This window comes from Desulfovibrio gilichinskyi, from assembly GCF_900177375.1.
GTDB classification, from domain to species: Bacteria; Desulfobacterota; Desulfovibrionia; order Desulfovibrionales; family Desulfovibrionaceae; genus Maridesulfovibrio; species Maridesulfovibrio gilichinskyi.
Window position 1 is genome coordinate 893,741 of record NZ_FWZU01000001.1, and the last position, 20,906, is coordinate 914,646.

General features: G+C 41.0%; 19 protein-coding genes. 10 read left to right on the plus strand and 9 right to left on the minus strand.

The features are described 5' to 3' along the window. Window positions 1-284 precede the first annotated feature (284 nt). The gene (locus B9N78_RS04180) at window positions 285-719 is read left to right on the plus strand and encodes a CBS domain-containing protein (protein WP_085098752.1); all 435 of its coding nucleotides are present in this window, start codon (window positions 285-287) and stop codon (window positions 717-719) included. Window positions 720-778: 59 nt separating this feature from the next. Here B9N78_RS04180 and hysD read toward each other — a convergent pair whose 3' ends face one another. The 3 genes from hysD to hysB form a co-directional block, all read right to left on the minus strand. Continuing rightward, window positions 779-1,252 carry a NiFeSe hydrogenase maturation protease gene (hysD, locus tag B9N78_RS04185; RefSeq protein ID WP_085098755.1) on the minus strand — a complete coding sequence of 158 codons (474 nt, stop codon included), beginning with the start codon at window positions 1,250-1,252 and terminating at the stop codon, window positions 779-781. Window positions 1,253-1,507: 255 nt separating this feature from the next. Then, entirely contained in the window at window positions 1,508-2,965 is a 1,458-nt protein-coding gene (gene hysA, locus B9N78_RS04190; RefSeq protein WP_137982479.1) for a NiFeSe hydrogenase large subunit HysA, read from the minus strand. 24 nt (window positions 2,966-2,989) lie between these two features. After that, on the minus strand, window positions 2,990-3,934 hold the full coding sequence (gene hysB, locus B9N78_RS04195; RefSeq protein WP_085098761.1) for a NiFeSe hydrogenase small subunit: 945 nt from the start codon (window positions 3,932-3,934) through the stop codon (window positions 2,990-2,992). Between the two features lie 290 nt (window positions 3,935-4,224). Here hysB and B9N78_RS04200 point away from each other — a divergent pair, with 290 nt between their 5' ends. Both B9N78_RS04200 and B9N78_RS04205 read left to right on the plus strand, forming a co-directional pair. Beyond that, on the plus strand, window positions 4,225-5,553 hold the full coding sequence (locus tag B9N78_RS04200; RefSeq protein ID WP_085098764.1) for a M23 family metallopeptidase: 1,329 nt from the start codon (window positions 4,225-4,227) through the stop codon (window positions 5,551-5,553). A 304-nt stretch (window positions 5,554-5,857) separates the two neighbouring features. After that, the gene (locus B9N78_RS04205; protein WP_085098767.1) at window positions 5,858-6,106 is read left to right on the plus strand and encodes a hypothetical protein; all 249 of its coding nucleotides are present in this window, start codon (window positions 5,858-5,860) and stop codon (window positions 6,104-6,106) included. Window positions 6,107-6,215: 109 nt separating this feature from the next. On the opposite strand, the gene lon is transcribed toward B9N78_RS04205, so the two are convergent. The 5 genes from lon to B9N78_RS04230 all read right to left on the minus strand — a co-directional run bounded on the left by lon (window position 6,216) and on the right by B9N78_RS04230 (window position 12,926). Continuing rightward, window positions 6,216-8,669, minus strand: coding sequence for an endopeptidase La (lon, locus tag B9N78_RS04210; RefSeq protein ID WP_085098770.1), 2,454 nt, complete (start codon window positions 8,667-8,669; stop codon window positions 6,216-6,218). A 217-nt stretch (window positions 8,670-8,886) separates the two neighbouring features. Then, window positions 8,887-10,137, minus strand: coding sequence for an ATP-dependent Clp protease ATP-binding subunit ClpX (gene clpX, locus B9N78_RS04215; RefSeq protein ID WP_085098773.1), 1,251 nt, complete (start codon window positions 10,135-10,137; stop codon window positions 8,887-8,889). Window positions 10,138-10,143: 6 nt separating this feature from the next. Then, a complete protein-coding gene (gene clpP, locus B9N78_RS04220) occupies window positions 10,144-10,752 on the minus strand; it encodes an ATP-dependent Clp endopeptidase proteolytic subunit ClpP (RefSeq protein WP_085098776.1) in 609 nt (202 codons plus the stop codon). A gap of 282 nt (window positions 10,753-11,034) precedes the next feature. Next, a complete protein-coding gene (tig, locus tag B9N78_RS04225; protein ID WP_085098779.1) occupies window positions 11,035-12,342 on the minus strand; it encodes a trigger factor in 1,308 nt (435 codons plus the stop codon). A gap of 272 nt (window positions 12,343-12,614) precedes the next feature. After that, a complete protein-coding gene (locus B9N78_RS04230) occupies window positions 12,615-12,926 on the minus strand; it encodes a tetratricopeptide repeat protein (protein WP_085098782.1) in 312 nt (103 codons plus the stop codon). A 249-nt stretch (window positions 12,927-13,175) separates the two neighbouring features. Between B9N78_RS04230 and B9N78_RS04235 the strand changes: the two genes are divergently transcribed. Together B9N78_RS04235 and B9N78_RS04240 are read left to right on the plus strand one after the other, a co-directional pair. Next, window positions 13,176-14,765: an Lcl C-terminal domain-containing protein gene (locus tag B9N78_RS04235; protein WP_085098786.1), complete on the plus strand. Its 1,590-nt coding sequence runs from the start codon at window positions 13,176-13,178 to the stop codon at window positions 14,763-14,765. A gap of 296 nt (window positions 14,766-15,061) precedes the next feature. Continuing rightward, window positions 15,062-16,399, plus strand: a complete 1,338-nt coding sequence (locus B9N78_RS04240; protein WP_085098789.1) for a hypothetical protein — start codon at window positions 15,062-15,064, stop codon at window positions 16,397-16,399. A 200-nt stretch (window positions 16,400-16,599) separates the two neighbouring features. On the opposite strand, the gene B9N78_RS04245 is transcribed toward B9N78_RS04240, so the two are convergent. Beyond that, complete coding sequence (locus B9N78_RS04245) at window positions 16,600-17,361, minus strand: hypothetical protein (RefSeq protein WP_085098792.1); 762 nt, start codon at window positions 17,359-17,361, stop codon at window positions 16,600-16,602. A 202-nt stretch (window positions 17,362-17,563) separates the two neighbouring features. Here B9N78_RS04245 and B9N78_RS04250 point away from each other — a divergent pair, with 202 nt between their 5' ends. The 5 genes from B9N78_RS04250 to B9N78_RS18110 all read left to right on the plus strand — a co-directional run bounded on the left by B9N78_RS04250 (window position 17,564) and on the right by B9N78_RS18110 (window position 20,827). Then, the gene (locus B9N78_RS04250) at window positions 17,564-18,124 is read left to right on the plus strand and encodes a metal-dependent hydrolase (RefSeq protein WP_085098795.1); all 561 of its coding nucleotides are present in this window, start codon (window positions 17,564-17,566) and stop codon (window positions 18,122-18,124) included. 420 nt (window positions 18,125-18,544) lie between these two features. Then, complete coding sequence (locus tag B9N78_RS04255) at window positions 18,545-19,033, plus strand: hypothetical protein (RefSeq protein ID WP_085098798.1); 489 nt, start codon at window positions 18,545-18,547, stop codon at window positions 19,031-19,033. A gap of 239 nt (window positions 19,034-19,272) precedes the next feature. Beyond that, the gene (locus B9N78_RS04260; protein ID WP_085098801.1) at window positions 19,273-19,782 is read left to right on the plus strand and encodes a hypothetical protein; all 510 of its coding nucleotides are present in this window, start codon (window positions 19,273-19,275) and stop codon (window positions 19,780-19,782) included. A gap of 198 nt (window positions 19,783-19,980) precedes the next feature. Further along, a complete protein-coding gene (locus B9N78_RS04265) occupies window positions 19,981-20,487 on the plus strand; it encodes a hypothetical protein (protein ID WP_085098804.1) in 507 nt (168 codons plus the stop codon). A gap of 175 nt (window positions 20,488-20,662) precedes the next feature. After that, on the plus strand, window positions 20,663-20,827 hold the full coding sequence (locus B9N78_RS18110; protein WP_170921368.1) for a ribbon-helix-helix protein: 165 nt from the start codon (window positions 20,663-20,665) through the stop codon (window positions 20,825-20,827). The last annotated feature ends 79 nt before the right edge of the window (window positions 20,828-20,906 follow it).

Here is a 20,906-nt window from a genome sequence, read left to right on the forward strand (position 1 = left end):
AAGAAACTCTATTCTCTTAAGCATGTAAGTCTGCGAAATTCTATGTTAGGCCCCATACTTGAGGTATTCAAACAATATTATAAAGTAACTTTCAGGAACTTAAAGATATCAAACCGCGGACCTATTAATTTTTTAAGCATATCGTTTGCAGTTGCAAATCAGATTTTACCGGGCAAGTCAACCTGAATACAGCTTCAAGCTGATTAAACTTCATTTTTATGTATCCGCCACTTGACACAAAAGCGTCATAAAGAGAGATTATAAGTAAGTCAAAGGAGGACCACATGCTCACAGTTAATGACCTTATGACAACCAATCTGTTTACACTTAATGAGACTGACACCTTAAAAATGGCCCGTTCCTTGATGGATCTGCAAAGAATCAGACATATTCCCATCGTAAACGAGAATCGTGTTTTTATCGGTTTGATTACCCACAGAGACATACTCGGCGCGACAATTTCCCAATTGGCCGGAATAGACCCTGTAACGCAGGGTGAAATTGATTCAGGTATTCCCGTTGGTGAAATAATGAGAACCGGCATTAAAACCGTTACCGGTGAAACATTGCTGAAAGAAGCCGCGCATTTATTACTCCATCACAAATACGGATGCTTACCGGTGGTAAATGAAGCAAATGAACTGACAGGCATTTTAACTGAAGCGGACTTCCTTAAACTGACCATAAGCCTTATGGAAGCCTTGGAACCGACTGAATAGCAGCAAAAAATAAAAACGGTTCCGGAACAGCTAAACCGGAACCGTTTAATAAAATTTGATCAACTATTAAATTCATCAAGAAATCTGTTCACTTCTTTCCGTGCTACTTCCAAAAAATGCGGAAAAGTTTTTTTAATTTCGGGAGTCATTTCCAGACTCCAATCAGTGTAGCTTTTAGGTTCCATACCGATTACGCGCATTTTAGGGCGTTTTCCGACCATCTCGGCCATGTGCAGTGAATCAATAAGATCAATATCGTGCAAAGATAAACGTTGGTCTTCATTTTGAATGAGATCTTCTTCTTCAAAAGTCATAACTGTTCCGGGTTCTTTATCCGCATGGACAATATCCAGCACCAGAAGTCCGTCATATCCTTCAAGCACATGAAAAAGATCCTGCGTAAATGTTCCGCCATCGACCATATGAACATTTTCAGGCCATTCTTCTTTGCGTAATTCTTCAATGGCATGAACCCCTACCCCTTCATCCATAAGAAGAATATTTCCAACGCCCAAAACAAGCAGCTTTTTCATATTTAATCCTTTGAATCAATTCAATGAAACCGTGTTCGATATATTTAACTCAAAACAAGCAGCATTTAAAAACTCCCGGACACGGGATAATTCCTGCGCCCGGGAGCCGGTTTTAATCCAGAAACCGTTCTCACTGTCGGAATGAAGGATTATATCCTGACTATGGCTATACCAGCAAGCCTAGCATCCTTCCTGAATGTGATGAACAGTAGTCTTACCAGTCTCTGCGTGCAACACGTGCACGGCACAGCCAAGTCATGGATCAAAGGATCGAATGATCCTTGATATATCTACAGGACTTCCGGTATCCGGAACAGGGCATCCTATGAGAGCCTGTTCAACAGGTCCACGCTGTCCCATGTCATCACGGGGGTTGGTGTTCCAGAGAGTAGCCGGCATAAGCTGGTAGTTGGCTACTTTAGAGTCCTGAATATTTATGTAATGCAGCAAAGAACCGCGTGGAGCTTCGGTAAATCCGATACCTTCAGCCTTTACAGGAATCTTGGACTCAACGTAGGTTTCTTCGCCCGGTTTAACTTCCTTGAGCCAGGAATAACTAATTGCATTAGCAACCATAAATGCTTCTTCCGCACGGGCAACATGACGACCCATGAGAGAAAAAGCCATATCTTCGCCGAGATCACGGAATTTAACAGCTTTGATACCGTAAAGATCTTTAAGCTGCTTTTTACCGATTTCACTGAGTTCTGGGTTATGTATCCACATACGCGCAAGAGGGCCGACTTCAACAGGCTTCTTGTTGTAACGGGAAGCTTTGACGAAGCTGTATGCACCTTCTTTATGAAGATCAGGAATAGTTTTACCATTGCTTGGATGAAGATCCGTACAGGAATCTTTAAACCATGAGTATTTTACATACTCTTTGATAAGATCAGGATTAAACTTTTCGTCCTTGCCTTCAATGTAAACACCGGACTTAATGAGCTGTGTAGACTCATCATCATTCATGGGGAATACGCCGTATGACATGCAGTTCTTGTATCCGCCGCCGATTTTAAACAGATCTTTATAAACAGACCCGATAAGATAAACGGTTGGAAGATATGTTTCTGCTACAAACTTCTGAACTTCCTTGAAGCGACTGGCATATTCTGCAAGTTTTTCCTGCGTAGGAATTTCAGTAGTTCCGCCCACAACCTGACCGGATATATGAGGCATTTTACCACCGAAAAGAGCTACCATTTCATGGCAGATACGGCGGATTTCAAGAGCCTTGATATACTGGTCTACTGCAACAGCATTTGTTTTTTCATCAAGACGAAGATCAGGATGATCAAAACGGGGGACAAAAGGAGCTTTACCCGGACCTCTGACGAAATCCAGAGCTGCCAGATGATAAAAGTGAAGAAGATGAGACTGCAGATAGTTAGCCCCGAAAATGAGGTTACGGGTAACTCTACCGTTTGTGGTAAGCTTTACACCGAAAGCATCATCAAGAGCACGACAGGCTGCCGTTGAATGGGCTGTAGGACATACACCGCAAAGTCTCTGAGTCAACTGCGCAGCATCGCGAGGATCGCGGCCGACCAGAATATTCTCAAATCCGCGATACATACCGCCAGTGAGCCATGCATCTACAACTTTTCCGTCTTTAACAACAACTTCAGCTTTGAGGTGACCTTCAATCCGGCTGACCGGATCAATGGCAATTTTAATTTTCCCGTCTTTAGCGGGTATTTTAGATGTCGACATTAGGAACAATACTCCTATTACCGATTAACCGGCTTCGTAGAAGGGAGACATTTCATCCGGAAAACCCGGTTCCACACAACCAAGACATACAGCGTTCTCTACACACCAGTTAACGCCGCCGTTCCATTTGCGTTTATAGCAATCAGAATTAGCACTCGGGCCTTTACAGCCGAGCTCGTAGCGACAGTTTTCTTTGTCAGTAAAAACTTCTGCGTATGAATCCTCATCAAATTTTGGAAGATAAGGACAATTATCATGAATGTTTTGACCGAAGAACGGTGTAGGACGTCCGTTTGAATCCAGAATTTTAACAACTTCGCCAAGTCCGGCTTCAAGTCCATTCTCTTCAATCGCGTTGATAGCGAAAACAAGAGTTCCAATCATCCAGTCAGGATGTGGAGGGCAACCGGGAACATTGACTACCGGAGTTTTAATTCCGTTATCCGCAAGGACTTTGGGAACTGAAGTAGCTTCGGTAACATTACCTGCAGCAGCAGGAATTCCGCCGTAAGCAGCACAAGTTCCGACATTTACAACAACAGCTGCATTTTTGGCCATCTCAAGAGTAGTTTCCAGCATGGTCTGCTCTTTGTGGTCGACTTCACCGAGAACGCAGTAGTGACCGTTTTCCGCCACCGGAACTGCTCCCTCGATGATTAAAATGTATTTACCCTTCTGCTCTTTGGCGACATCTGTCATGTGGCCCCAAGCCATTTCACCTTCCGAGCCCATAATGGTCGGGTGAAAATCAAGCGTAATCACATCCAGTAAAACCTTCGCAATGGAAGGATGCACAGAATTAAGAAGTGAAACCGAACATCCGGTACAGCCCTGTCCCTGTATCCAGAACACATGCGGTACAAACTTCTCAAGTGCATGCACAATACTCGGGTTGAACATTTGGGAAACCCCAAAGCCAGCCACTGTTCCTGTGCACAATTTCACAAAATCTCGCCTGGTCAAACTCATCCCTACCTCCTTGACAGTTGCCAGTGCTAGTAAGGAGCCGTCCTTACTTACTAAAAAATATAGCCACGCCGGCTATATTTTTTAATGTCACATACACAGTCCAAAGTTTTACGTCAATAATTACCAATATGAAATCGACTAACTCATCAGAAATATCTATACTATCGATAGGCTTGCTAAAACATACCAATGTTGCACGTTGAACAATCCACCTGTTTTCTGTTAGGGAACCAGAGGTAAACAGATTTTATATTTTTTTATGGTTTAATTAACGAACTAAAGGATACGTAATGGCAAGAAACACAAGTCGAGTAATTCCGATCATATTTTTACTTTTGATAGTAGGGATTCTCTGCGGAGGAGCGTATTTATTGTATAAAGATACAAACGCTCCGCAAATTACACTGACACCGGACAAAGGATTCATTAATTTTACAACGCCTATCACCGTCAACATCACAGATGTTCAGTCAGGGATTAAAGCTGTAAAAATTGTTTTAACTCAAGGTGAAACAAAAACTACCCTTACCGAAAAAATTCTACCGAAAGAAACTTTTGAATATAATCAAGAGATTCTGATTACTAAAGATCAGATTAAACAAGGTAGTTTTGAAATTGCGACATGGGCCGTAGACAGCTCACTTGCCGGATTCGGCAGCGGGAATGCTATTATTGCCAGAGGTAACTACACTCTTGATACAATCGCACCCAAAATAACGGTTCAAACAAGCACTCACAACCTGACTCAAGGCGGTTGTGCCTTAGTTATTTATTCGCTTGATGAAACGCCCGCAAAATCAGGAGTGGAGGCCGGCGAAGACTTTTTCCCCGGTTACAAACAGCCTAACGGCGAATATGCATGTCTTTTTGCTATGCCTTTTTATTCAGATGCAAAAACATTCAGCCCGAGACTGATAGTAGAAGATGCTGCTAAAAACATAAGAACCAGCACCTTCTGGTATCATACGAACCCAAAAAGTTACCGTCACGATGACATTAACATCTCAGATCAATTCTTAAACGCAAAAATGCCTCAATTTGAAGCAGCCTTTCCTGGAGTTTCAGATCAGATTGAATTATTTTTGAGAGTTAATAGAGAATTACGTAAGACAAACAGAGCTGAACTTCGCAAGATAGGACTCGACACTTCTCCTGAATTTACATTCAAGGGAAACTTCCTCAGACTCCCAAATTCAGCAGCCAAAGCCGGATTCGGAGATCAGCGTACTTACGTGCATAACGGTAAAAAAATAGATAATCAGACCCATCTGGGAATCGACCTTGCCAGCACGCGGCATGCCCCCATTCCGGCAGCCAATGCCGGACGAGTTGTGACAGCAGCACATGATTTCGGAATATACGGCAATGCAGTCATAATCGATCACGGCTTAGGACTGCAGACTCTATACTCCCACCTCAGCCAGATTGATGTTGCCGTCGGCGACATAGTCAAAAGGGGACAGATTATCGGTAAAACAGGTGCAACAGGCATGGCAGGCGGAGACCACCTGCACTTCGGAGTTCTGTGTTCCGGAATCCCGGTTAATCCTTATGAATGGTGGGATGACACATGGATAAAAAACAATATTACCAGTAAGCTTGATAACGAAAGCAAGTAATGATCTGTTAAAATCTTTGTATTAAAACTATCCGAATATTCAGGACATCCTGAAATAAGTTGGTAGTTTTATATTAGTTTACGACTAGGCTGTGAGGGTGACCTCGCAGCCTTTTTTTACATGCTCTGCCCTACCCTAAACCTTCAGAAAGTCCCTATGTCCCTATCCGCCTCAAACAATGCCACCTATATGTTCTGTATTTGTCATTTTTGTATTATTAAGCTTTAATTATCTAACATCTTGACTATGCATTTCGTAAATTGTAAATATTTGTCAATATCAACAACTAAAGGAGACTTAAAAAATGCAAAAAACGACATTAGAGAAAGTTTTTGAATACGCATCAATGCCTCTGCACGGAACACTGTCTCGCAAGCTTAGAAAACAGCTCAAAATTCAGATTAATGAAGGGGCTATTTATGAATCTGCAGTACTGTTTCTCGGTGAAGAATTTGTTCGCATAACGCAGGAAAAAGACGGAGAATCAATTAACACTTATTATAGTTGGGAAGACATAGGATCTGTCCGCACTTTCAGCCCTATTGAAAAATAAGAGTGCTCTTTGTTCATCTTAAAAAAAACAGCTGATCAAAAAATGTTCATAAAAAAAGGGTGCTCACCAATTGGTAAGCACCCTTTAAATCTATTAAAAACACGCCGAACTAGTGAGCAGAAGTCTGATACTCTTCTTTAACAAGAGTTAAGGCCACAGGGGTAATATTATTTTTACCTCTGAAAAGCTCTTCCGCAGTCAAGCTCTCAAGAGCGTGACTTAAAACTTGATCCATATTTTCAACCGGGAATATTTCCAGATCTTTTAAAATTGCATCCGGAACTTCCTTAAGATCTTTTTCATTTTCAGAAGGAATCAGAACTACTTTTGAAAGCCCTCTATGGGCAGCAAGAAGCTTCTCTCTCAGTCCGCCGATAGGCAGAACCCTTCCACGCAGTGTGATCTCTCCGGTCATGGCCAGATCGTGCCGTACCGGAACGTTCAAGAACGCTGACGCCATCGCGGTGCAAAGAGTAATACCGGCTGAAGGTCCGTCTTTAGGAGTTGCTCCTTCAGGAACATGAACATGAATATCTATATGTTCATGAAAGTTCGGTTTAAGCCCGAACAGATCCGAGCGCGAACGAATGTATGAAAGAGCAGCCTGCGCAGACTCCTGCATAACTTCCCCAAGCTTACCGGTGATAACAACTTTACCTTTGCCGGGCATAAGGACAACTTCAACCATAAGCATTTCACCGCCGACCTGCGTATACGCAAGCCCTGTTGAAACACCTATAAGCGACTTTTCTTCACTGGAACCATGACTGTATTTATGAACACCAAGTAACTTTGCAAGATTGTTCATGGTGACATGAATATTTTGAGACTTATCGTCTGCTTCAACAATTTTCATTGCTGTTTTACGGCAGATTTTTGCAATCTCACGTTCAAGGCTTCGGACTCCGGCTTCCCTTGTATATGTGCGAACAATTTCAAGCATTGCGCTGTCGGAAACAGCAAGGTTTTCTAATTTCAACCCATGCTCTTCAATCTGTTTAGGCAGAAGGAAGTCCTTGGCAATCTGAGTCTTTTCAGTTTCAAGATACCCCGGCAGACGGATGATTTCCATTCTGTCCTGCAATGGACCGGGAATAGAATTCAAGTCATTAGCCGTTGTTATGAAAAAGACCTTTGACAGATCATAATCCAAGTCAAGGTAATGATCACTGAAAGTGCTGTTCTGTTCAGGGTCTAGCACTTCAAGCAATGCAGAAGATGGATCTCCTCTGAAATCCGTGCTCATTTTGTCTACTTCATCAAGACAGATAACAGGGTTGCTGAATTTGCAACGCCTGAGTGAATGAATGATTTTACCCGGGAGCGCGCCTACATAAGTACGGCGATGCCCTCTGATTTCAGCTTCATCACGCACTCCGCCGAGAGACAGACGGACAAATTCACGATCCATAGCCCTTGCAATGGAACGGGCAATTGAGGTCTTACCTACTCCGGGAGGGCCTACAAAACAAAGAATAGGTCCTTTTATAGTTTCGACGAGAGACTGAACAGCCATATATTCGAGGATGCGTTCTTTTGGTTTTTCAAGACCGTAATGATCTTCATCCAAAATTCTGCGAGCCTCGGCAATATCGAGCTTAACAGATTTATACTCATTCCAAGGCAACTCCATAATCCAGTCAACATAGTTGCGTACAACTGTGTATTCGGCTGAGGAAGGAGCCATTTGGCGCAGTTTTTTAATTTCCTTACGAACACGTTCACGTGATTCATCTCCCATCTTTTTAGCATCAAGCTGTTCTTCAAGAGCTTGTGCTTCAGACTGCGGATCATCCTCACGTCCCATCTCTTTATTGATGGCTTTGAGTTGTTCGTTAAGATAGTATTCGCGCTGATTCTTCTCCATCTGCCCTTTTACGCGATTTTTAACACGCTTTTCAATGGACACGATTTCAATTTCGCCGAGCAAAAGCTCATACACAGCTTCAAGTCTCTTAATCGGATCTACCATTTCAAGAATAGTCTGTTTCTTGGTAAACTCGATTTTAAGATGAGGCATGATTGAATCAGCAAGTTTCCCCGCAGTTCTAATGGTCGAAATGGCCAGAATTGTTTCCGGAGCAAGTTTTTTATTAACTTTTCCAAAATTTTCCAGCGCGCCGTGAACTGACCGGACAAGAGCTTCGGTGACATTTACATCAGCCGGAAGATCGTCAATCGTTTCAAGAGTGACCAAAGGGAAAACATCTTCAAAGGTGTCCCCGTCAGCCTTCGGGTCCCACTGCGCACGGTAAAGACCTTCAAAAAGGACTTTAATTGTGCCGTCAGGAAGCCTGAGCATCTGGAGAATTTTACTTACAGTACCTACTCTGAATAAATCTTCAGGTTCTGGCTTTTCTTTCTCTGGAAACTGCTGGGTTACAAGGAAAATCTTTTTATCATGTTCCGAAATAGCTTCTTCAATGGCTTTTATAGAAGCTTCGCGCCCTACAAAAAGGGGTACGATAGAACGCGGGAACATTACGACTTCCCGCAGTGACATCATTGGAAGAATATTTTTTTCGGCGGATTCGTTGCCACCTTCGAATATTGTGGACGACATTTATCCTCCTGCTTTTAATCTGGAAAAGTTTTCGAATTTAACAATAACTCTGAGTAAGTGAAATAATACCCGCAATAGTTTTGTCAAATCCTGAAATGGATATTTGTTTCAATTTTAAAAAATAACAAAAAATAGGAATAAGATATAGAAAAATGATCAAGGCAGGCGAACTGAAAAAAAACGCCTCCAGTCTTATCGGCTGAAGGCGTTTGTAAGTTTATGCACTTTTTACTTCATTATGATAAATGAGCAAAGGTTCCATTCCTGTTTCAACAACACTTTTATTGATGACACACTCTTTTACTCCGGTAAGAGAAGGAAGAATGTACATAATATCAAGCATGATCGATTCAAGAACATTTCTAAGTCCGCGGGCACCGGTCTTTCTTTTTACAGCCATGTGGGCAATGCTGTTAAGAGCATTTGATGTAAATGTCAGACGCACGCCATCCAGATCAAACATTTTTTTGTACTGTTTAATCAGTGCATTCTTAGGTTCCTGAAGGATGCGGATGAGATCCTCTTCAGTAAGCTCAGAAAGAGCGGTCTGAACAGGAATACGACCTACAAATTCAGGAATTAAACCGAATTTTACGAGGTCGGCAGGTTCTGACTTACGGAACATTTCGCTGACACCAAGTTCTTTTTTGGATTCAACTTTTGCACCGAAACCTATTCCTGATCCCTGCAATCTCTGCTGTACAATCGTATCGAGTCCGATAAATGCACCGCCGAGAATAAACAGAATATTTGAAGTATCAAGTCTAATGAATTCCTGCTGAGGGTGCTTACGGCCGCCCTTAGGAGGAATATTAGCTTCAGTTCCTTCAATTATTTTCAGTAATGCCTGCTGCACACCTTCACCGGAAACATCACGCGTAATAGACGGTCCATCACCTTTACGGGAAATTTTGTCTATTTCATCAATATAGATAATTCCGCGAGAAGCAGATTCGATATCATAGTCAGCATTCTGCAAAAGCTGAACAAGGATATTTTCTACGTCTTCACCGACATAGCCGGCTTCAGTGAGAGTTGTTGCATCTGCAATTGCAAAAGGAACTTTAAGAACCCTTGCAAGAGTCTGTGCAAGCAGAGTTTTACCTGAACCGGTAGGTCCGATCAAAAGGATGTTGCTTTTGTCTATTTCAACATCATCAGAACTGGACTTAGCATAGAAAACACGCTTGTAGTGGTTATGAACAGCAACAGCCAAAATCTTTTTAGCATGATCCTGTCCGATAACGTATTCATCAAGCAGTTTTTTAATTTCTTGTGGGGATAACAGGTTCCCTGCATCAAACTCCTCGCTGACTGCTTCCTGCGCCATGATGTCATTACAGAGCTGAACACATTCGTCACAGATATAAACATCAGGTCCGGCAATCAGTCTCTGAACCTCATCCTGAGATTTAGAACAAAAGGAGCAATGAAGGTCCTGTCCTGAACCTTTTTTATCTTTACTCATCAGGAATTAACCTTCCTTGGCTTCAAGATTTCCACGCGAAGTAAGAACCTTATCAATAAGTCCGTACTCAATAGCTTCTTCGGCAGACATGAAAAAGTCGCGATCTGTATCTCTTTTAATTTCATCAAGAGTCTTACCTGTATTCTTAGCCATTATGCTGTTCAGGTTGTTCTTGATTCTAAGAAGTTCTTTGGTCTGAATTTCAATATCAGTAGCCTGTCCCTGTGCACCGCCGAGTGGCTGATGGATAAGGATACGGCTGTTCGGCAAAGAGTAACGACTGCCCTTTTCACCGGAACATAAAAGAAATGCACCCATGCTGGCGGCCTGCCCCATACAAAGGGTGGCTACAGGAGCTGAAATGTATTGCATGGTATCATAAATCGCCATACCGGCAGTAACAACCCCGCCAGGAGAATTAATATACATAAAAATTTCTTTTTCAGGATCTTCTGATTCTAAAAAAAGCAACTGAGCGCAAATAACACTTGCAACATGGTCGTCAATCGCGCTTCCGAGCATGATAATTCTGTCTTTCAGAAGGCGTGAGTAAATATCGTAAGCGCGTTCAGAGCGTCCTGTGGTTTCAATAACAATAGGTATGGTTCCAGACATCTATATCTCCCGAGAGAAGAAATGTAATATAATTAAAAAGGGTGAAATTCTCATAAGTGCGAACTAAACCACCCCTCATAAGGGCCATTTTTCCAAAGAACATTCTAATCGTTTGAAAGTCTATGTTCAAGTATAAATCAGAGTAACTCCGACTTCGTCCTTTCTAGTTTAACTAGTTAACTAGATATACGATCATAGACAACCCTTTTCCCGGAAAAATAAAAATGGCGACACGGTTGATAAACTGTGCCGCCATTTTTTGCTTATAAAAAAACTGAGATATTAATTATCACCTTTTACTTCAGGTTCTACTTCAGTAACATTTGCGTTTTCGTAGATGAACTCAGCAGCTTTATCTGCAATAAGTCTATCTTTCAAAGGCATAATGAGATTGTGTTCTTCGTAGTAAGACTTAACAGAGCTGAAGTCCTGACGGGTCTGCTGAGCAATCTGGTGAAGAGCTCCTTCAACTTCCTGAGGTTCAACAGTGAGTTCTTCACGGTTGGCAACATGAAGAAGGAAGATTTCAGTGCGGACACTTTCTTCTGCAAGAGGAGTCTGTTCTGCGCGAAGTTCATCCATGCTCTTACCGAGTGATTCAAAGCTGCGGCCTGAGCGTTCAGCACGGGTAATAACGTCTGCAACCATACGGTCGATGCGGTCGTTAAGAAGAGAAGGAGGAAGCGGAAAGTCAAGATCCTTAACAATAGCGCTGATCAGTTTAGTAAGAGCTGCGCTCTTGCAAAGCTGTTTGCGGTTGGCAGTGTATGACTGTTTAATGATTTCACGCATTTTTTCAACTGAGTCGAAACCGCCGATTTTTTTGACAATGTCATCAGTCAGTTCAGGCATTTTGCGTTCTTTAACTGCGTGAACAGTAACTTTCATAGTAGCTGTTTTGTTTGCAAGATCAGCGTTTATGAAATCTTCAGGGAAAGTAATATCAGTCTGACCGGATTCGCCGGATTTGAGAGTCTTTACGAAATCTTCAAATTCCTGCAGGGAGTGGCCTTCACCGATAGGAAGGTCAAAGTTGTCTGCCTGAACACCGGGAATAGGTTCACCGTTCATTTCAGCGGAGAAAGTTACAGAAGCAAGTTCGCCGTCTTTTGCAGGGCGATCTTCTTCGATAGGCTCAATTTTAGCCATGTTCTGGAGAAGTCTTTTTTCAACATCTTTAAGTTCGCTTTCAGGAACTTCTGCGCGTTCTTCTTCAACAGCAAGTCCAAGGTATACAGGAGTATCAAATTCAGGAACAATTTCAAATTTGATAGTATAAGTGAAGTCTTCGCCTCTTACGAGTTCAGCAGCATCAACATCTATTTTAGAAACAGGAACAATCGACTGACCGTTCAGAATTTCATTGATCTGGTAATTGATCAGGTCAGTTGTAGCTTCGCCGACAATCTGTTTTTTGTATTTTGACTGAACAACAGAGGTAGGAACTTTGCCCTTTCTGAAACCCTTAATAGGTGTCTGCACTTTATAAAGCGCAATAGTGGCATCCAGTGCTGCGCCTACTTCTTCAGCGGCAACAGTAACCTTGACAGTTCTTTCTACCGGGGAAACTTCTTCAATATTAAAATCCATTGTATGTACTCCTTCTAAAATATATTCGCCGTGGTCGAAAAATACGACGGTTGTGTACGTAAGCAATGCTATAAAATTAGGTTAGTGAACCCTTTCACATTCGATAGCAAAAGAACTGGGATTATTTAGGCAGTTTCCATACAAAGTCAACCCCTGTTACGGTTTCGTTTAGGATTTAGGCTAAAATATATGGATAATTGATTTTGGAAAAAATAAAATTCCGGCAACCCCTTTCAGATTTACCGGAATTTTACGAAATAAGAAAACCTATTTTATGCAGCTATATCTTTTAAAGATTCAATTTTACCCTTCATTCGGGCAATTAATGCCGCCTGCCCTTTATGTGATGGATTTAAATAACTGATTGCAGTGCCATATGCCTGCACAGCGTCATTAATCCTGCCACTCATCTGATATATTACCGACAAATTATTATACATTGTAGCCCGATGAATTTTGCGGGAATTGCAAGATGCAAGGTTGATAGCTTTTAAAATATTCTCTTCGGCTTTATCAAAATCACCTTCATTACACGCTGCCATCCCTTCTCTGTTTAATTTCCATGCATTGCTGAATCCGCACATAGTCTGCTCCTTAAAATATAATATCTTATTTAATTCTATTAGTTAGCGTTTAATTTGCTCGAACAATAATCTTTATTTATTGAAATTGATTTTCATTGTCAATGTAATTTTACTTTAATTTTAAAAAGCTTCAAACGATTAAGGTCGCCTCTTTAAATCAGATCATTATCCGACAATGATCTAAGTTCAAAAATCGCCTGTTAAATTAACATTGCTTATGATATGTAGTAAACAATCATAGGAGTAATTATGAACCATAAAAAATTCATCACAAATCTGGTTATCTGTTTGCTGTTCCTGTCATCACCCAGCTTTGCGCAAGACTACACTTATCCTATTGTAGATACGGGACAAACTACCTGCTTCGATAACACATCACCTATCCCCTGCCCCGCACCCGGTGCAGATTTTTCCGGTCAGGATGCTCAGTACAAAGGAAACCAGCCGACCTATCGCGACAATGGAGATGGAACCGTCAGCGACCTTGTCACAGGGTTGATGTGGGTAAAAAATCGCGGGAACAAGGTTACATGGGATCAAGCTTTAAGCGGAGCTGAATCCTGCAAAGTCGGCGGTTATTCCGACTGGCGGACACCGACAATTAAAGAACTATACTCATTAATTGATTTTAACGGATGGCTGTTTGCCGCGCCAAGCGGTAAGCCGTTTATCAATACACAATATTTCGACTTTAAATATGGTAACACACAGGCCGGCGAACGGGACATAGACTGTCAGGACTGGTCCGCGACAAAGTATACTGGAACAACCATGAACGGAAATCCCACAGTCTTCGGCGTTAACTTCGCAGATGGGCGCATTAAAGGGTATCCGATAATTAAACATCAAAACAATCAAAAGAATAAACTTTATATTCGTTATGTACGCGGCAACCCGGAATACGGCAAAAATATTTTTGTTGATAACAGCGACAAGACTGTAACCGATACGGCCACAGGTTTAATCTGGCAAAAGGATGACAGCACAACAAAATTAGATTGGAAAGAAGCTCTCAACTATTGCGATAAACTAAGTCTTGCGGGCCGTTCAGACTGGCGTTTACCCAATGCGAAAGAGCTTCAATCCATAGTGGACTATAAGCGCAGCCCCGCAGCAACGGATTCTGCCGCGATCGACCCGATCTTTTCCGTAACAAGTAAAGAATCATACTACTGGACCGCAACCACTCACCTAAACGGACCAAGACCGGGCAACGCCGTGTATATCGCTTTCGGACGTGCAATGGGGTATATGAAACGGCCCGGAAGTTCTCAAGGTCGATGGATGGATGTTCACGGAGCAGGCGCACAGCGCAGTGACCCTAAAACTGGTGATCCGCAGCAGTTCCCGAACGGACACGGCCCGCAGGGAGATGATATCCGCATTAATAATTATGTACGCTGCGTTTCCGGCGGACAGGCAATACCGGATAATCCACCACCGCCATCACCGGAGTTATACAGCACCAATGGACCAAGCAATAATAGAATGATGCCACCCCCTCCGCCACCGCCAAGAGGGAATAATCAAATGCAAAATGATATGAGCGGAATGGGACAGTACGGTCAAATGGATGGAAACGGCCAAGGTCAAAGGCGTGGGCAAGGTATGGGATATGGAAACGGAAACGGTATGATGCAGGGTCAAGGACAAGGCATGCGGCAAGGCCCTCCACCACAAGCCACAACTGCATGCGTAGACATGTCTCGGGGAGACCCGTGTTCTTTTCAAACTCCGCGCAGGACTATCACCGGAAGCTGCCTGCAAATGAACGGCATGGGCGATCAGTTAATATGTGTTCCTGCGGAGCATGGGCGCGGGATGGGTATGTGGGAGTAAGGCACGTAATAAATTAGGTAAAATCTAAATTATATTCAGGCTCGGTTCTGGTGTTGGCGCACCGTTCCGGGCCTTTTTTATGGGGCCGTGCTCCACTGCGTATAGTTTGTAACGCTAGTGTGGTTCCGTGTTTAGTTTGATAAGTAACGCTGATTTTTAATTAGCCATAAGCATATGGCTGTACGGGCATGCAAAAAAGTTAAGTGGGGATTATATTTTGGTGGTGACAAAATATAATGCGTTGTTTATACAAACGATCATTCTTAGACTTATGAAATATAAAAGGGGAAATAATTATGAAAAAATTCTTATTTGGGCCGACTATTACAAACATAATTGCAATTGCTGGAATAATATCAACAATAGGATTTGGTATTTTTGGCGCATACTCAAGTTTTGATGCTAAAAAACAAACAAAGCTTGCAGAAAAACAAAATCTAATAGCAGAAAAACAAACTATAATAGCAGAAAAAAGAGAAATAGAAGTTAAACAACTCAACGCCACACTTAATGGTTTTCTTGATGAATTAAATATAACCAAAAACGATTTAGCTACTAATGGTGTGAAAAGTGCTTTAAAAACAGGACTTGAAAACCTACTAGAAAAAGAAGGCAAGTCGTTTGAATCATTAGTTGAAGCGAAACACTTGGAAGCAGCCAACATAAAATTCGAAGAACTCATTTCTGAAGGTAAACAAGCTCTCGACACTCAAAATTACAATGCTGCATTTGGTTTCTTCACACTCGCAAATGCTTATAAACCTAAATCAAAAGAAGTTGAAAATCTATTAAACAAAACACTATTAGCGCTAGGATCAGCAGCTACGTACACAGATGGTAAATTAAGTATAACTACCAAAACAGCTGAACTTAGACCAATCGACCAAAATGATATTATTCTTACCTTGAAAGAAGCCCGCCAATCTGGAGATGAAATCGAATGTTTCTTTGATATGTTCAACAATACAAGTGAGGATATCACACTAGACATGGCAGAGAAATCAAAAATAGTAGCCAACGGTGGAGCAATAAACATAGAAAAGATTAGAATTAATAACGAGGAAGTACATGCTAATCAGGATATTTATATTCCTAAAAATGTTGTGCGATCCTTCACGACACGATTTCTCGTAAAAAAGAACGTACCATTTCTCCAATCTGTACTCATGAAATTTAGAGTTTGTGATGATAACAGGTATTACATTAATTACGATTATCCAAAAGTTAAAGTTGAACATATGAAACCAACTGAGAATGCACAAGAGCATGGAAAAGTAGTAATTAAACTTGAAGACATTCAAATAAAAGGGATGCAAGCGTATTGCACAATACTAATTTCTAATACAGATAAGGATAGAAAATTTGAGACAGGCGACTTCGACAGAGCCTACTTGTCTAACGGAGGAACACATTTTTATGCTAAAAAAATAAATATCGATGGTAAAATCATTTCATCAGGAGCTTGGATTAATATTGCTCCTGATGAAAGTAGAAGACTAACTTTAATTTGTGACAGAACTCCAGATATAAAATTCGGACACTTCAAAGAAGCTATTATGCCGCTTCGCTTTTTTGGGTACAAAAATCCTTTTGATTTCAGAATACCTACGACTACTGAGTTAGTGCAGCAATAAAAAATCCCCCTTGTATGATTAAAAGCATGCTAGGTGATTCCACATATAAAGATTCTTCGTCCACCCATCACACTTAAACGTGTTCATGAGATTACTGTATAAAATATACAATGGAATCATGATGGGAATATAATTGGCCATGAAAAAACCCGCCGGAAGGCGGGTTTTCTTAACTGAAAGAATTAGTTAAATCATCCTAACTAAAGTTCTTCAATTGTAGTGTATTTATCCCAAGAGCTTGGGTGAGCACTAGAATGAAAGTACCTAGGTAGCTTAACATTGTTTTTTCTTGCATTAAAGAAAAATTCATAAACTAAACAATCAACATCTTCCGTTACCCCTTTAGTGCAGGCGTTAATAATAATTACAGGATCATAACTTTTTAGCCTTTCAATAAAATTATTTTTTTCTCGTACCATTAAGGCTTTCCAAACCGCATCTCGCAAAGAACCTGCTTTGATATTTCCCCTAGTCGACTGACCATGCAAACTATATAGCGAAGCTTGAAATTGAACAGGATTTGAAATAACCACGTGGTATTCCTTACCTGTCTCCAAATTGCAACTTTCGAGTTTTTTGATCAGCTGATTACGAATCCTACTCCCTGTAGAACCTTGAGCAGGAGCAATAGGCCTCATTCCTTCAGGATCAAGACCATCATATTCTTTATAATGTGGAAATTCTAACAAAAGCAATATCACATTACCATCTTTACAACAATAATCTGCGACATTGCAAGAACCCAGTGTATCAAGGGTCCCGCTCTCCCTAACTTCAGCTTTTGTCCTCTCACCATCTTTTACTGTATATCTCCAACAATCAGGACCCCTTTTATCTTCATCAAAAACTTTCGATATAGAAACAGATTTGGCATAAAATCGAATAAAATTAGTACAATTTACGTATCGTTTAAGCCATCCAACTTGATCTTTAGCTAATGGAATGTTTTGTGCTTTTGTCATTATAAATCCCCTGAATACTCTTAATACCCTGTCCCATCTCAGCAAGCAATAGCCCATCATTATTACACTTATGAGACCGAACCTTAATCCCCCATCTCACTTAGGCGATACGGTAACCGGAGTCCGCATAACCTCACACTATAAATATTCTATTCAAATACGCCTAGACACTTAGACCATTAATCAGCTAAACTCATAGCCCATGAACACACTAGCCCACGCCTTACTCCCAATAAATATTATGGGTTTAATGGAAACCCCAGATCACTTCAGGCATGAAATGAGAAATCTATACTGCGCAAGTGCATCATGGATTCCCACTTGGTTACATCATGAATTTGCTGCACTATTATTAATGATTCTTGGCGCAATTCTGCCAGATATAGTTGATCGAGCGTTCTCAGGCCACAAGCGGGCGACACACTTGCAATACAAAAAAAATGCGGGCGAATGGCTTTCAGAACGAGAATTCAGCGAAATGCTTGAAGCAAAAAAATCATGGTGGGCAATACATCGAAAACTAACCCATTGGTGGGTTATCCCCATCATACTTTACGCTATAGGACTTCAACCTGTAGCGATAGGCTGGGCATCACATCTACTGTTAGATGCCATAACCCCGATGGGAATACCAAAATTAAGCCCATTTCCAAAGGATGAAACCGGATACATGCGGTTTACTTTTTTGAGCGATTTAAAATGGTTTGAAGGAGTTGTAACGCTGGTGCTGGTTGCGATGACTATAGCAGGGTTTGTGGTGTAAACTTTATTGAATGACATTTCCCGCATTATCGCAAGACAACCAATAATAGCATTTTAAACAGGTGAGGTTTCAACCAGAACCTCAGAGCACATTTCAGAATTTTGGGTAGCATTAGGGTAGCAAAAAGAAAAGGGTTCACGATGCTTTAGCAACGTAAACCCTTGATTTCTATGGTGGGCAATGCAAGATTCGAACCTGCGACCTTCAGCTCCGGAGGCCATGAAAGCGAATGTGCATCATGTTATTTCAGCTAGTTAACACCCATTCTATTCCCTTAAAATTTGGCTTTTTCAGGTGGAAAGGTGAGTAAATCGTGAGTAGGATTTTATTGATCCATTGACATTAAAAGCCCCCCTTTATACGCAGTTCATATTGCAATAATCACATTGTAATATAACTATTAATTAATGAGGGTTTATTATGAAACGTTTAATAAAAGCATATTTATTGTCTTTGGCAATGTTGATGTTGGCGTGCGGTGCTGTAAATGCCGAGGACAACTTTAATGCACAAGGAAGCGCCCTTGTCCCTGGAGTAACCCTTTCGTTTAGTAATGGGAAAGGGAATATTACTGATTTAGTGTTAACCAATATTACAAGTGAGAAGGTTCAGTGTCGAGTAGCATTTTATAATGATGAAGGAGCGGATATCACCTCCTATGTAAAGATTTATTCAGGAGGAACTACCTATAAGCTTATTTCTTCTGGCACAGGAAATTTTGAGCTTCCTGCACGAGCAACTAGACAAGTAACTCTCAAATCGACTGTACCGATTTGGACTGTGGGGTATGCCATAGTTGAGTGGGCTTCTGATGATACACAGACAAGAAAGGCCCTTATAGGTGCGATGAGACAATGGACAAATACTATTATGGGATGGACCCTCATTAATAACGGACAACCTTTCTAATACTTATTACATCCCAGCAGACAAAGCCCCTTGCAACTAACATTGCAAGGGGCTTACTATTTTAAAGTGAGCAAAATTTATTAGATTCGATTCACACCATAAAGAACTTCACTAATAAATTAATTTCATAATACCCTCCAATTATTAGCTATCCATTGACATTAAAAGACCCCCTTTATACGCAGTTTATATTGCAATAATAACATTGTAATATAACTATTAATTAATGAGGTTTTATTATGAAACGTTTAATGAGATTAGGCATGCTGTCTGTTGCAATGCTAGTACTTATGTGCGGGGCGGCTGGAGCACAAGATTTTCCGGTTAGAGGAAGCGCAATTGTTCCTAACTTATTGTATCAATTTTGGTCTTCCGAGCAAAGCATAGACTCATACATAACAATTACAAATATAACCAATGTTGCAGTAAAATGCCGGGTATTGGTCTATGATCATTCAGGAAACGACATAAGCTCATATGGTATAGCGTTAACAGGTGGTAATGGAAATTGGGCCACAGTCTCTACTGGTTCTGCTGATTTTGAAATTCCAGCTCACGGATCACGCTTTTTCCATTTAGCTAATACCTATCCACTTAAGTCCATTATTGCACATGCCATTATTGAATGGTCCGCTGATGACGCAAAACTAAGGAAAGCCCTTATTGCAGGAGGATGGACATTTTTTGTAATGGGCAATTCTAATTTCAGCCACGGAAACTTCCTTGTTAATCACGGAGATCCTTTTTAAACTATTTTCCCAAAAGACAACCATAACAAGCCCCTCGCAACTAACATTGTGAGGGGCTTACTATTTTAAATGGATAAATTACTTTCATAATCCACTCCAATCATTAGCTATATATTGACATTAAAAGACACTCTTTATACACAACTTATATTGCAATAATAACATTGTAATATAACTATTAATTAATGAGGTTTTATTATGAAACGTTTAATAAAAGCATATGTATTGTCTTTGGCAATGTTGATGTTGGTGTGCGGAACTGCGGGGGCGGATGATTTTAATGCACAAGGAAGCGCTTTAGTCCCCGGTATAGAATTTGGTAAACATGGTGGTTTTTCACTGTCTTCAGCATTATATCTATCTAATATTACGAATGAAACCATAAGATGTCGTGTATGTTTTTATGACCACGACGGTAACGATATGTCTTCACGTATAAAAATTAGATCAGGTTCCTCAGCCTCATGGCAGATTATTCTCGCAGCAGGAACGGGAGAAGCTGACATACCAGCACATTCTACGCGTATTTTCAGTTTAGAAACAACTAATAATGAAGAATATAGAATTGGGCATGCATATATTCAATGGAGTTCAAGTGATCCAAAACCTCATAAAGCACTTATTGGTCTATTGAGGAATGCAGGAGGCAACTCAATTGGACTAGTATCAGCTCATTCTCAAATTAATAATGGGCAACCATTTTAATTTTGATTCCATTCTAACAAGAAAGCCCCTCGCAACTTCCGTTGCAAGGGGCTTAAACATTCAATTTGAAAGACGTGAACCTCCAACATCCTTGCCAACCACCCCACCCTATAAATTCAACAAATAATTATAATTTAACATTGACAAGCAATCTTGACAGCTTTACAACTTACATATGGCAAAAGAACAAACTGTATTTTCAATGCGTATGGACAAAGACCTACACAAACGCATCAAAATCTTTTCCGCAGAGCAGGAAATGACCATTAAAGACATGTTCATTGAATGTATGGAAAAGCGAATGGCAGAGGCAAAGAAGAAAGAAAAAGAAGAAAAGTAGCCCAAAAAAAGACGGCCCGCCAAGGTGTACCACCACCTAGACGAGCCTAACCAAAAACGACCTTAACAGGAGGTACGTT